Genomic DNA, 13,379 nt, shown 5'->3' with positions numbered 1-13,379 from the left:
TTTCCAACCCCGGTTTGTTTCGCCCGATTTCTTCGTTCAGACTGTCTCTTTTTTCAGTTCGCCGCGGTCCCGGTGCCTTTCGCACCCGCGGCCTGCATCGCGTGCTGCGCCAGTACCTGGGTCTCGTCCTTGGCGCGGAAGAAGGTGTAGGACAGGGTGATGGTGGTCACATCCTCCATCGCCGGATCGTCGGCCAGGGCCGGATCGACGAAGAAGGCCACCGGCATATCCACCGACTGACCGGGCTCCAGCACCTGCTCGGTGAAGCAGAAGCACTCGATCTTGTTGAAGTACTTGCCGACCTTGTCCGGCGTGACGTTGTAGAGCGCGGTGCCCACGGTGGGCCGGTCGACCCGGTTGGCGGCCTGATAGGCGGCCAGCCCCATCTCGCCCAGCTTCACCGTCAGCTCCTTCTGCTCCGGCTTGAAGCGCCAGGGCAGCGACTGGTTCACGTCGGCGTTGAAGCGGACCTTGATGACGCGGTCGACCTGCCGCGCGGGCGCGGCGTCGGCCCGCTGGGTGGTGCCGCCGAAGCCGGTCACCTGACAGAACAGCGCGTAGAGCGGCACCGAAGCGTAGGCCAGCCCGACCATCCCGAAGACGAGGCCGAACAGCCCGGCCATGAACAGGCGGTTCTTCCGCCGGAGCCCTTTGTCGCCTTCTCGCCGGTCGTTCATGGCGCCGCTTCCTCCCTGCCGTTTGTCAGCTTGACGTCCCGTGGTCAGTGCCCGCCCATCCGCACCAGCGTGATGACATAGAACATCACCACCAGCCCGATCAGCGCGGCCAGGACCGCATAGTTGCGCCCGCGCAGCCGCTTGCGGCGTTCCTCGTAAGACTCATCCATGATCGTCATGCCCCGCCTCCGGTCGTCAGGATTCCGCTCACCAGATGCTCGCCCATCAGCAGGGCGAACAGCAGGAACAGGTAGAGGATCGAGAAGCCGAACATCTGCTTGGCCGGCTTGTCGTCGGTGGCGCGCAGCACGCGGACCGCGCACAGCACGAAGAAGGCGCCCAGCAGGCTCGACCCGATCAGATAGGCAGGACCGCCGATGCCCAGGAAGTACGGCGCCACGGCGACCGGCAGCAGGACCAGCGTGTAGGCCAGCATCTGCCGCTTGGTCGCGTCCGGACCGGCGACCACCGGCATCATCGGCACCCCGGCGCGCGTGTAGTCGCCGTTGCGGAACAACGCCAGCGCCCAGAAATGCGGCGGCGTCCACAGGAAGATCAGCAGGAACAGCAGGATGGAGGGCAACTCCACACCGCCCGTCACCGCCGCCCAGCCGATCATCGGCGGGAAGGCGCCGGCGCCCCCGCCGATCACGATGTTCTGCGGCGTCCGCCGCTTCAGCCACATCGTGTAGATGAAGACGTAGAAGCCGATGGTCATCGCCAGCAGCGCCGACGCCGCCCAGTTGACCGCCAGCCCCATCACCACGACCGACGCCGCCGCCAGGATCACCCCGAAGGCCAGCGCGTTCTCCGGCTCCACCCGCCCCGACGGGATCGGGCGGCGGATGGTGCGCGACATCACCGCGTCGATGTCGCGGTCGTACCACATGTTGATGGCGCCCGAGGCACCGGCCCCAACCGCGATGCACAGCACCGCCACCGCCGCCAGCACGGGGTGGATGTGACCGGGCGCCAGAACGATGCCGGCCAGCCCGGTGAACACCACGAGCGACATCACCCGCGGTTTCAGCAGTTCGATGTAGTCACCCGGCGTCGATCCGGAGACCGGACCTGTCGAGACCCGTTCAATGCTCAGGTCCGTCATTCTGCACTATCCTCCGGCCGGAGAGAGCATCCCGGCTCCCCCGGCGTCATGGTCACAACCGATGGTTACTTCACCTGCGGCAGCGTCTCGAAGGCGTGGAACGGCGGGGGCGAACTCACGGTCCACTCCAGCGTGCCGGCCTGCGGCCCCCAATAAGCGGCCTCGACCTTCTCGCCGCTGCGCAGGGTCTTGTACGCGATCCACACGAAGAGAAGCGTGGACGCAAAGGAGAGATACGCCCCGAAGGAGGAAACCATGTTCCAGCCAGCGTAGGCGTCCGGGTAATCCGGGATGCGGCGCGGCATGCCGGCCAGACCCAGGAAATGCTGCGGGAAGAAGACCAGGTTCACGCCGATGAAGGTGGTCCAGAAGTGGACCTTGCCCCAGAACTCCGGATACTGGCGCCCCGACATCTTGCCGATCCAGTAGTACCAGCCGGCGAAGATCGAGAAGACCGCGCCCAGCGACAGCACGTAGTGGAAGTGCGCGACGACGTAGTAGGTGTCGTGCAGCACGATGTCCATGCCGCCGTTGGCCAGCACCACGCCGGTCACGCCGCCGACCGTGAACAGGAAGATGAAGCCGAGTGCCCACAGCATCGGCACCTTAAACTCGATCGACCCGCCCCACATGGTGGCGATCCAGGAGAAGATCTTCACGCCCGTCGGCACCGCGATGATCATCGTGGCGGCGGTGAAGTAGGCCTTGGTGTCGACGTCCAGCCCCACCGTGTACATGTGGTGCGCCCAAACCACGAAGCCGACCACGCCGATGGCGACCATCGCGTAGGCCATGCCCAGGTAGCCGAACACCGGCTTGTGCGAGAAGGTCGAAACGATGTGGCTGATGATGCCGAAGGCCGGCAGGATCATGATGTAAACTTCGGGGTGGCCGAAGAACCAGAACAGGTGCTGGAACAGGATCGGGTCGCCGCCGCCCTCCGGGTTGAAGAAGCTGGTGCCGAAGTTGCGGTCGGTGAGCAGCATGGTGATGGCGCCGCCCAGGACCGGCACGGCCAGCAGCAGCAGAAAGGCGGTCACCAGCATCGCCCAGACGAACAGCGGCATCTTGTGCAGCGTCATGCCCGGCGCGCGCATGTTGAAGATGGTGGTGATGAAGTTCACCGCACCCAGGATCGAAGAGGCGCCCGCAAGGTGAAGGGCGAAGATCGCCATGTCCACCGACGGCCCGCTGTGGCCGAGCGGCGAGGACAGCGGCGGGTAGATCGTCCAGCCGGTGCCCGCACCCTGCCCCACGAAGGCGGAACCCAGCAGCAGCAGGAAGGCCGGGACGATCAGCCAGAAGCTGATGTTGTTCAGCCGCGGGAAAGCCATGTCGGGCGCGCCGATCATCAGCGGCACGAACCAGTTGCCGAAGCCGCCGATCAGCGCCGGCATCACCACGAAGAACACCATGATCAGGCCGTGCGCGGTGATCAGCACATTCCAGACCTGCCCGTCGCTGACGAACTGCAGGCCCGGCGACTGAAGTTCCAGCCGCATGATGACCGAGAACAACCCGCCGATCAGCCCGGCGATCACCGAGAAGATCAGGTAGAGCGTTCCGATGTCCTTGTGGTTCGTGGAGAAGAACCAACGCTCGACGAAGCCCGGCATGTGGTGGTCATGGTCATGCCCGTGGCCGTGTCCCTGCGCTTCCCCCGGATTGGCGTTTGCCATGTCTCTAACCCTCGCGTCGGCGGAATGATTTTTCTTTGAGGTGCCGCTGCATCCAAAGCATGAGGCTTACTGGACGGCCCCGGCGGACGGCATCTGGGCGACGTCGCGCTTGGTGTCGGGGGTCCCGTAAGCGGTCTTGGCCTTCTCGACCCACTGGTTGAAGGCCTCCTTCGACACGGCCTCGACCGCGATCGGCATGAAGGCGTGGTTCACGCCGCAGATCTCGGAACACTGGCCGTAATAGACGCCTTCCTTTTCGATCCGCACCCAGGTCTCGTTGGCACGGCCCGGCACGGCGTCCTTCTTCACGCCGAAGCTCGGCACCGCCCAGGAATGGATGACGTCGCCCGCGGTGACCAGCACGCGCACGGTCGTGCCGACCGGCAGGATCACGCGGTTGTCGACCTCCAACAAGCGCTTCTGGCCGGGCTTCAGCTCCGACTCCTGAATCATGTAGCTGGAGAAGGCGATGTTGCCGTGGTCGGGATACTCGTAGTCCCAGTACCACTGCCGCCCGGTGACCTTGATGGTCATCTCCGACTCCGGCACCCGCTCCGCCTGGTAGAGCAGCTTGAAGGAGGGCACCGCGATGACGATCAGGATGATGACCGGAATGACCGTCCAGGCGATCTCCAGCACCGTGTGGTGCGAGGTCGTGGACGGCACGGCGTTCTTCTTGGCGTTGAAGCGCAGCGCCACCCAGCCCAGCAGCCCCGCCACGAAAATGACGATGGCGACGATGATCACCGTCAGCAGGTCGTGGAACGAGTCCATGGCGTGCTTGACCGGGGTGGCCGCCTCCTGAAGCCCCAATTGCCAGGGGTGGGGTTCGGCGGCGGAACCGGTCGCGGCAAATCCACACAAAGATGTCAGCGCCGCCAGAACGGCAGCGTTCAGGGTCTGCGTCTTCATCCCCACCCTCTTCGTTGCCCGCCGCCCACGGTCGCGGACGGCGGTCGTCCCTTCCCGCCGGACCCGCCTTCGCCCCTGTTTCCCTGGTGCGTTCCACCCCTGTCGGGCGGTTGCGCGTCCGGGCGTTGCGACGGTGCCGGTCTATGCAGGGATCGTGCCGTTTGTGGGCGGCACGGTCCCCGCAGCGCGAGCTTAACCCTGCACTGCGCTTGGGTACAAGTCAGGCGTCCCTACACGAAGGACATAGGCGCAATGCCGGTTTCAAGCCCGCATCAGAACAGAAATTGAGCTTCCGTATCGGCTTCGCACTGCGACAAGCTGTCGCAGTTTGATGGTACAGCGAATTGTCTCGGAAAATCAAGTTTTTAGGCTTGCACGTCCCTGGTGTGGGACGCAAGCGACCTTGCGCGGACGGCGCCATCCGGCCACCGTTTGCGCTGCGGTAACCCACCACCGTGTTAGAACGGAAAAGCTCCGGGGCCGTCAGTGCCCGCTGGTGATGACCTTGCGGATTCGGCGCACGCCGGACCAGACGAAGGCGATGACGATGGGAATCATCAGCCCGACGAGCAGGTCGGGATCGACCTTCATCCCGAGTCCCTTCACGCCTTTCGCGGCGTAGCCGACGATGCCGACGAGGTAGTAGCTGATCGCCACCACCGACAGCCCCTCCACCGTCTCCTGCAGGCGGAGCTGGAGCTGCGCCCGCTTGTCCATGGAGAGGAGAAGCTCGGCGTTCTGCCCCTCCACGGCGATCTCCACGCGGGTGCGCAGCAGGTCGCTGGCGCGGGCCACGCGCTGGGACAGCGCCTGCAGACGCGATTCCACCGCTTCGCAGGTGCGGATCGCCGGGGCGAGGCGGCGGTCCATGAACTCGCCCACCGTGGGCAGCCCCTCGATGCGGATCTCGCGCAGCTCCACGATGCGCTTTTCGACAAGGTTGTAATAAGCCCGCGCCGCGCCGAAGCGGTAGGCGGTCTCCGCCGCGATCTGCTCGGTCTGGGCGGCCAGCAGGGTCAGCCGGTCGAGCAGCTCGCGCTCGTCGTCCAGCCCGCGCAGGGTGGCGATGCGGGTGGTCAGGTCGGCCAGATCGGCCTCGATCGGGCCGATGCGCGGCAGCACGCCGCGCGCCACCGGCAGCGCCAGCAGCGCCATCACCCGGTAGGTCTCGATCTCCAGCAGGCGCTGCACGACGCGGCCCGCCTGGTTGGAGGTCATCGCGTGGTCGGCGATCAAAATGCGCGAGAAGCCGTCGCCATGGATGCGGAAGTCGGTCCAGGCCGTCGCCGCCCGCCCGGAGATCCGCGTGCCGATGTAGCTCGGCGAGCCGAACATCGCCGCCAGCATGTTGGCTGACGGCTCCGGCGATTCGGCGTCGAGCACGGCGACATGGACGCCGACCATCAGCTCGCCCGGCAACCCGGCCAACCATTCCTTGGGCACCGCGTTCAGCGCCGGTTCCAGGAAGGGATCGACCAGCACGTTCGCCGGGGACACGGCGTTGGGACGGAAGACGGTCCAGGTGGAGAATTCGGTATGGCGCTCCCACTTCAGGCGGAAGCTGCCGAAGGAGCCGCTGTAATGGGTAGCCCCGGCGGGTGGGCGCGGCACGCCGGCCCAGTCGCACAGCTTCTCCAGATGCAGCCGGTCGGCCTCCGACGCGCCCTCCCCCGACAGCATCGCCAGCATGGTGGCGCGCACCGGGGTGGACAGGACCTCCGGCGGGCGGGTGTGCACCTCGTTGGTCAGAGTCACGCGCAGGGCGTGGTTCTTCAGGGGGTGGGCCAGGGAGCGCGCGTCTCCGTTGCCGGTGCGGCCCATCGCCAGCGCGTCGTCGGTCATAGTGGCCATTCCCCTTCCGAGCCCCATCCGCCCATGGACGACGAGCCTTGCCGGATGGTCCGCCCGTCGCCACACTATAAGTCTGATCTTAGACCACATCGCGCGTGCGGGTGCGAGAGCGCCGGTGCCGCATCGTTGTCCTACGATAGACCGATACCCCGGAGTTCCCATGAGCGCGCTTGCCGTCACCGACGATCTGTTCTTCAACCGCGCCGGCCTGGACCGTTCCCGTGTCGAGGGGGTGGTGGCCGACGCGCTGCGGGGGGCGGACGACGGCGAACTGTATCTGGAATATTCGCAGAGCGAATCGCTGGGCTGGGACGACGGCAAGCTCAAGGCGGCCAGCTTCGACACCACCCAGGGCTTCGGCCTGCGCGCCATCGCCGACGAGGCCACCGGCTTCGCCCACGCCTCCAGCCTGTCTGAGGACGCCATCCGCCGCGCCGCCGCGACGGTGCGCGCCGTCCAGGCCGGGCACGCCGGCACCTTCGCCGAGCCGCCCGCCGGCACCAACCGCGCGCTCTACATCCCGGACAACCCCCTGCCCCTGGTCCCCTTCGAGGCGAAGGTGAAGCTGCTGGCGGAGATCGACGCCTACGCCCGCGCCAAGGACCCGCGGGTGCGGCAGGTTTCCTGTTCGATCAGCGGCGAGTGGCAGGCGGTGCAGATCATCCGCGCCGACGGCGTGCGCGTTGCCGACCTGCGCCCGCTGGTCCGGCTGAACGTCTCCGTCGTGGTGGCCGAGGGCGACCGCATGGAGACGGGCGGCTACGGCGGCGGCGGGCGCGTCACCTACGAGCACTATATGCAGCCGGAGACGTGGCGGGCTTTCGTGGACGAGGCGCTGCGCTCCGCGCTGGTCAACCTGTCCTCCGTTCCGGCCCCGGCGGGCGAGATGACCGTGGTTCTCGGCAACGGCTGGCCGGGCATCCTGCTGCACGAGGCCATCGGCCACGGGCTGGAGGGCGACTTCAACCGCAAGAAGACCTCGGCCTTCGCCGGGCTGATGGGCCAGCGCATCGCCGCCCCCGGTGTGACCATCGTGGACGACGGCACCATCGAGAACAGCCGCGGCTCGATCACCGTCGACGACGAGGGCACCCCCGGCCAGTGCACGACGCTGATCGAGGACGGCATCCTGGTCGGCTACATGCAGGACCGCATGAACGCCAGACTGATGGGGATGCGCCCGACCGGCAACGGGCGGCGCCAGAGCTTTGCCTGCCACCCCATGCCGCGCATGACCAACACCGTGATGCGCCCCGGCGCCTACGAGCCGGAGGAGATCATCAAGTCGGTCAAGAAGGGCCTCTACGCCAAGAACTTCGGCGGCGGGCAGGTGGACATCACCAGCGGCAAGTTCGTCTTCTCCGCCAACGAGGCCTATCTGATCGAGGACGGCAAGCTCGGCCCGGCGGTGAAGGGCGCGACGCTGATCGGCAACGGCCCGGACAGCCTGACCCGCGTGTCGATGATCGGCAACGACACCAAGCTGGACCCCGGCGTCGGCACCTGCGGCAAGGACGGCCAGGGCGTTCCCGTGGGCGTCGGCCAGCCGACCCTGCGCCTGGACGGCCTGACCGTGGGCGGCACGGCGGCCTGACCGCCGCCACCGCTTCCCTTTCCTGCTTCGGAGGTTCCGCCCGTGTCGTCCCTCGCGCTGGTTTCGACCTTCTGTCCCGACCGCGTCGGTCTCGTCTCGGCGGTCACCGGCCATCTGTTCGGGCTGGGGGCCAACCTGCGCGACGCGACCTTTGCAGTGATGGGGGCCGGGGCGGAGTTCTCGGCGGTCTGCGAACTCCCCGACGGCGTCCCCGTCGGGGAGGTGCAGGAGGGGCTGGCCAGCCTGCCGGAGCTGGCCGGCGCGCAGATCAAGGTCACGCCCTTCGACTTCGATCCCAACCCCGGCCCGCTCGCCCGCATCACCCACCGCGTGGAGGTGTCGGGCGGCGACCAGCCCGGCCTGATCGCCCGCTTGTCGGAAATCTTCACCCAGTTCGAGGCGAACATCGTCCGGCTGGACGCCCAGACCCTGCCGGAACGGGAAGGCGGGCATTACACCATCCGCTTTGCCGTCTCGATCCCGCCGGAGCGCGCCGGCACCTGCTTGTCCGCGATCGCCAACACCGCGGAGACGATGGGCCTGACCTGCACCGCCGAACCGCTGTAACGCTTCTCGTGCATCAGCCCGCTTGCCCCTCTCTCCTCCGGGGAGAGGGTTGGGGTGAGGGGGTTGAGCTTTTGCCGAACCTTCCGCCACGCGCATCCCCCTCACCCGCCCGCTTCGCGGACACCCTCTCCCCAGAGGAGAGAGGGATAAAGGTTGCATTCATACGCATGAAAATGCCATGGATCGGGAACCGTCCCCGATCATTTCCACCATGGCGTGAATCGCGTTCTCCTTGCCCTGGCGCTGTCCTTGGCCGCCCTGCCCGCTCGGGCGGAGGGGCTTGAGGCAACCCTGTCCGACTGGGGAGCCATCGGGCTGCTTCAGACACCGACCGCGCGCGGCATGCCGGACGGCTCCGTCACCGCCGGTTTGACCGCTCTCGGCGGCCTCCACCGGCATGTCTTCGCCGGGGCGCAGCTCCTTCCCAGCCTGGAGGTCACCCTCCGCGACAGCACCTACCCGAGCTGGCACGGTCTCAGCGAGCCGGGGGTGGACGCCAAGCTGCGTCTGCTGCGCGAGGGGCCCTGGTTGCCGGCGTTGGCGGTCGGTGGTCGGGACGTCACCGGCGGCGGGTTGGACCTGCCCGGCAAGGGCCGCTTCGCGGGGGAGTATCTGGTCGCCTCGCGCCGCTGGTGGAACGTCGATCTCAGCCTGGGCATCGGCTGGGGCGGGCTCGGCGACCACGGGCATGTCCGCAACCCGCTGCGCTTCCTCGGCGGGCGTTTCAAGCGCGACCGCGACCCGGCGAAAGCGTCGTCGCGCGGACCGGAGGCGTGGTTCACCGGGGATCGCGCGGCCCTGTTCGGCGGAGTCGAGTGGCACACGCCGCTGGAGGGACTGAGCGTCAAGCTGGAATACAGCGCCGACCGCTTCCGCGCCCAACGGCAGGACGATCCGAGCTTCCACCCCGGTTCACCGCTGAATGTCGGATTAGCTTATCGGCCCTGGAACTGGCTGGAGCTGGGCGCCGGCGTCGAGCAGGGATCGCGCGCCATGCTGCGCCTCGCCGCCCGCTTCGACCCAAGGGTGGACAAAGATACCGCCCCACGCACGCCGCCACCCGCGATCGGTGTCCGCCCCGCCGCCCCGGACGCCGCCCTGCCCGCCCCGGACATCGCGACGCTGGCCCGGCTTCACCGGCTGCCCGCCCGCACCGCGTTGGTCGATGGCGACCGCGCCGCTCTCTGGCTGGACCCGGCGGGCGACGGGACCGCTCCGCTGGCGCAGGAGGTGGGGCGCGCCGCCCGCCTGCTGGCCGACGGCGCGCCGCCGGAGGTCGAATGGCTCACTGTCGTCACCGGCGCCGACGGGTTGGACGGCACGGCCGTCACCCTGTCGCGCCATGCCGTTGAGCAGGCGGCCGCCAAGCGCGGCAGCCCCGAGGAAATCTGGCGGACGGCCCACGTGGACCGCTCCGCCGGCCCTCCACCGGATTGGCCGGCGCGGCTCGCCCTGACCGTCATCCCGACCCTGGAAGCCAGCCTGTTCGAACAGAGCGCCCCGCTGGTGCAGCGGACCTACGGCGACACCGTGCTGACCGCGGAACCGTTGCGCGGGCTGGTTCTCAGCGGCGGGCTGCGGGTGAACGTCAGCCACAACCTCCACCTCCTCGACACCAACGCCATCCCGGCGGCGGAGCCGGTGCGCAGCGACCTGCCGCGCTACGCCGACCGCCTCGCCGCGGTCGAGCGGCTGTACGCGGCGTGGCTCGCCGCTCCTTCCGGGAGCTGGAGCACGCGCCTGTCCATCGGTCATTTCGAGGAGATGTTCGGCGGCGTGGGTGCCGAGGCGCTGTACCGCCCCCTGACGGCGCGCTGGGCGCTCGGGGTCGACCTCAACCGCGTCTGGAAGCGTCCGCCCGACGACGCGCTGCGCCTTGCCCCGGAAAGCGGGCGGAACACCGGGCACGCCAGCCTCTATTGGGAAGCGCCGGGGGCCGCCACGACGGGCGTGCTGCGGCTGGGCCGCTACCTCGGTGGGGATTGGGGCGGCACGCTGGAACTGATGCGCGCCTTTGACGGCGGCGTCCGCCTGTCCGCCCAGGTCACCTGGACCGAGGGACCGGAGGGCGCGCAGAGCCGCTACGGCGGGCGGTTGGAGCAGGGCATCGCGTTGACGGTGCCCTTCAGTCCCGGAGGCTCCTGGCCGCCGGACGGGCGGCTGGCGACCGCGGTGAGCACCTTGGGACGCGACGCGGGGCAACGGCTGCGCCAGCCATTGCCCCTGTATGACGCGTCGGTCACGGCGGGTTACGGCCGCCTGACCGGATCATGGCCGCGGCTGATGGACTGAGCCGCGGCAAACTGAGATCCGTATAGTCCGGCGATCAGCGGATTTCGGAGATCGTCCCGGTCTTGGCATCGAGAAGCACGGTGCTCCAGGTGCCGTTGGCGGACTGGGCTTCCGCCACGTAGTTCTCACCCTGCTTGCGGAAGTCGCGGACCGAGGTGAAGCCGGCGGCGCTGAAGTAGTTCAGCAGCGAGGTCTGCATCAGCTCCTTGCGGTTCTGGCCGCGCTCGGCGCGCTGGGCGGTGTTCGGGTCGACGTTCATGATGACCTGCCGGTTGCCCTGCATGGTGTTGGGCATGGTGCCGGTGGCCGACCCGGTCGTCCCCATGGCGCCGCTGTTCGGCATGCTGTTGTTCATGCTGCCGGTCGAACCGTAGGTGCCGGGCGCCGCATAGGTGCCGGTGCTGCCGTAGGTGCCCGCAGTGCCGGCGCCGACGGTGGATTCGGCGCTGCCGCTGGTCACGCGGTCGGGCATGCGGCCGTCCGGCATCCGGTTCCGGGTCTGGTCGTTCCACGGCTCGGCCCGCTCGTTGGGCAGGCTTTCCACCTGCGGACTGGTGGTCGGCAGGCCCGACGGGCTGGAACGCTCGTAGGGAACCTGCGGCGCGTTGTTCTGGTAGGTCTGGGCCATCGCGGCGGGAGCGGCGGCCAGGGTCGCGGCGAGAACGGCGAGGGACAGTTTGGCGTTCATGGCATCCTCTTCTCTCGATAGGGCGTCTCGCACCGGCGGAGCGGTGCCGCGCCTTTTCGCCCGCCCGGCCGGAACCAAGCAGGCTGGCGACCCCGACAACAGCGCTCGTCGGCGGTTGTTGCGGTCAAGCCAGCGTTATCGGGATGCCCCTCCCCCTTTTGGAACCGACCCTACCCAAAAAAAGCTCTTTGCGGCGACGGCGCCGCGGAACCTTTCAGAGCGGAGGCGTGTTCTGCACAATACTGACACGCTCTTCACAGAGTAGGACGTTCAACAGACTGCGCGCCGGACGAGCCGTCACGCGCTTCGGACCGGGCGGGGGAGGTTAGGATGCTCTATTGGGCACTTGTTTTCTTCGTGATCGCGCTGATTGCCGGCGCACTCGGTTTCGGCGGGATTGCGTCAGCCTCTTCAGGCATCGCGCAAATCCTGTTCTTCCTTTTCCTGATCCTGTTCGCAGCGAGTTTGATTCTGGGCCTGGTCAGGCGCCGCTAGACCCAGCACCCGCCCGGAACCGTCCGGGCGGGCGTTTCCTGCAGCGCGCCCTTGCTTGGCCGTTCCCGTTTCGGAAGGCCAGGCTCGCGAGTACCCCGAAAGCCTCTCGATGTTAGCCTCGCACCTGACCGGCAACGCCCCATCCGGAGCGTTGCCGGTTTCTCTGTGCGCCCGGCGTGAGCGGTGATGACGTTCGGACGGATCAGTCCTCGTCGGTCGGGCTGTGCCCTTCCATGAGCTGGCGCAGGGCACGACGGCCGCGCGACAGGCGCGACTTCACGGTGCCGATGGAGATGCCGAGAATGTCGGCGGCCTCGCCATAGGAAATGCCCTCCAGCCCGATCAGCAGGACCACCTCCCGCTGTTCGGTCGGCAACAGGCCGAGCGCGCGCTTCAGGTCGCGCAGCTCCAGCCGGACGAACTGCCCGCCATGGGCAGCACCGATCGCCGCCTGCCCTTCCCCGTCGATGTCCACGACGGCCTGCCGGCGACGGATGCCGTTGATGTGCAGGTTGCGCAGGATGGTGAAGAGCCAGGCGCGCAGGTTGCTGCCGGGCCGCCAGAGATGCAGGCGCGACAGGGCGCGCTCCAGGCATTCCTGGACGAGGTCGTCGGCCAGCGTGGCGTCCCGCACCATGGCGCGGGCGAAACGGCGCAGACGGGGAATCTCCGCCTCGATCTGCGCGATGATCGCCGGATCGGGGGGCGCCAACGGCGCCGAGGGCATTTCCGCCGCGTCTTCGACGGCCGGTTCGTCGGCTTCGACGCCATCCTCGGCTTCGACCGCAACGTTCAACTCGTCCTCGTCCGCACGGCGGCTTCCCATCACCGGCTTGAGGGCGACGGGGTCAAGCGGCGCGGGGCTGCTTGCCGGACGGCGCAAGGAACTCGCGACGTGGTTCGCCATCGGTGGAACGCTGCCTCCCTGTGTACCGAAAGATGTCCCGATCATTCCGGGCGCGTCTGGAAACGCCCGAACCATCGCTCCGGCCCCCGCCTTGCGCCGAATGCGCGCGGGGCATAACCGGATTCTCCAACGACAATCGTCGGTCCATCAGTACGTAATGGCGCACCACAGGGGCTGCCAGTTGGGAAAAAGGCTAAGCCACTTAACAATTTGGCGAGATTACCCCTAAATGCCAAGGATCGCCCGATTGCTCCCGTAGCGTTCGACCGGGGATGAGGTATCGTCTCCGGACATACGGGAGGCTTCATGACTTTGCTCAAAAGGAAAAGGCCGGCTGGCTTTCACCAACCGACCTCAAATCTCCTTTGCGGGATAGCCATGTCTATGGCCAACGATGAATTCGCTCATTCATCCATCCGCAGGTCCGCTGCCAGCGGTTCTTCTTCTCTGTATAGGCGGCGTTTCCGTCCCTTAGCGGAAGTCTTATTTCATTGTGTTCCGCTTCCTCTCTTGGCCGGAACCATATCGCATTACGTCTTTCGCGGACAGCCGGACGTTGGCTCTAAGGCAGCGATCTTCCCGCATACGCCGAAAGACCGGTCGATTTCACCA

General features: G+C 67.5%; 12 protein-coding genes. 4 read left to right on the top strand and 8 right to left on the bottom strand.

Translation table 11 applies throughout. From position 1 onward, the window contains the following. Window positions 1-53 precede the first annotated feature (53 nt). From ACWPN7_RS23405 to ACWPN7_RS23380, 6 genes are all read right to left on the bottom strand, one after another. On the bottom strand, window positions 54-677 hold the full coding sequence (locus ACWPN7_RS23405; protein WP_459196468.1) for a cytochrome c oxidase assembly protein: 624 nt from the start codon (window positions 675-677) through the stop codon (window positions 54-56). Window positions 678-721: 44 nt separating this feature from the next. Further along, complete coding sequence (locus tag ACWPN7_RS23400; protein WP_014240852.1) at window positions 722-856, bottom strand: cytochrome c oxidase system small membrane protein; 135 nt, start codon at window positions 854-856, stop codon at window positions 722-724. Next, window positions 853-1,782: a heme o synthase gene (gene cyoE, locus ACWPN7_RS23395; RefSeq protein WP_492273457.1), complete on the bottom strand. Its 930-nt coding sequence runs from the start codon at window positions 1,780-1,782 to the stop codon at window positions 853-855. The genes ACWPN7_RS23400 and cyoE overlap by 4 nt, the downstream gene beginning before the upstream one ends. A 65-nt stretch (window positions 1,783-1,847) precedes the next feature. Beyond that, window positions 1,848-3,461: a cytochrome c oxidase subunit I gene (ctaD, locus tag ACWPN7_RS23390; RefSeq protein ID WP_035674796.1), complete on the bottom strand. Its 1,614-nt coding sequence runs from the start codon at window positions 3,459-3,461 to the stop codon at window positions 1,848-1,850. A 66-nt stretch (window positions 3,462-3,527) separates the two neighbouring features. Further along, on the bottom strand, window positions 3,528-4,373 hold the full coding sequence (gene coxB / locus ACWPN7_RS23385; RefSeq protein ID WP_038527090.1) for a cytochrome c oxidase subunit II: 846 nt from the start codon (window positions 4,371-4,373) through the stop codon (window positions 3,528-3,530). 483 nt (window positions 4,374-4,856) lie between these two features. Further along, entirely contained in the window at window positions 4,857-6,215 is a 1,359-nt protein-coding gene (locus tag ACWPN7_RS23380; protein ID WP_014240856.1) for a DUF3422 family protein, read from the bottom strand. A 169-nt stretch (window positions 6,216-6,384) separates the two neighbouring features. Between ACWPN7_RS23380 and tldD the strand changes: the two genes are divergently transcribed. The 3 genes from tldD to ACWPN7_RS23365 all read left to right on the top strand — a co-directional run bounded on the left by tldD (window position 6,385) and on the right by ACWPN7_RS23365 (window position 10,677). After that, window positions 6,385-7,818, top strand: a complete 1,434-nt coding sequence (tldD, locus tag ACWPN7_RS23375; protein ID WP_137103209.1) for a metalloprotease TldD — start codon at window positions 6,385-6,387, stop codon at window positions 7,816-7,818. Between the two features lie 42 nt (window positions 7,819-7,860). Next, window positions 7,861-8,385 (top strand): glycine cleavage system transcriptional repressor, encoded by a 525-nt coding sequence (locus ACWPN7_RS23370; protein ID WP_038527082.1) that lies wholly within the window; start codon window positions 7,861-7,863, stop codon window positions 8,383-8,385. Window positions 8,386-8,601: 216 nt separating this feature from the next. Next, window positions 8,602-10,677 carry a YjbH domain-containing protein gene (locus ACWPN7_RS23365; protein WP_459196466.1) on the top strand — a complete coding sequence of 692 codons (2,076 nt, stop codon included), beginning with the start codon at window positions 8,602-8,604 and terminating at the stop codon, window positions 10,675-10,677. Window positions 10,678-10,711: 34 nt separating this feature from the next. Here ACWPN7_RS23365 and ACWPN7_RS23360 read toward each other — a convergent pair whose 3' ends face one another. Then, entirely contained in the window at window positions 10,712-11,365 is a 654-nt protein-coding gene (locus ACWPN7_RS23360) for a hypothetical protein (protein ID WP_103039985.1), read from the bottom strand. A 330-nt stretch (window positions 11,366-11,695) separates the two neighbouring features. Here ACWPN7_RS23360 and ACWPN7_RS23355 point away from each other — a divergent pair, with 330 nt between their 5' ends. Continuing rightward, entirely contained in the window at window positions 11,696-11,860 is a 165-nt protein-coding gene (locus ACWPN7_RS23355) for a DUF1328 domain-containing protein (protein WP_035674837.1), read from the top strand. A 202-nt stretch (window positions 11,861-12,062) separates the two neighbouring features. Here ACWPN7_RS23355 and ACWPN7_RS23350 read toward each other — a convergent pair whose 3' ends face one another. Then, the gene (locus ACWPN7_RS23350) at window positions 12,063-12,767 is read right to left on the bottom strand and encodes a sigma-70 family RNA polymerase sigma factor (protein ID WP_081862876.1); all 705 of its coding nucleotides are present in this window, start codon (window positions 12,765-12,767) and stop codon (window positions 12,063-12,065) included. Window positions 12,768-13,379: the final 612 nt, after the last annotated feature.

The sequence above is a fragment of the Azospirillum sp. UENF 312511 genome, assembly GCF_058780635.1.
The sequence above is the reverse complement of the archived record's forward strand: the minus strand, read 5'-3'. Positions and strand labels throughout refer to the sequence as shown.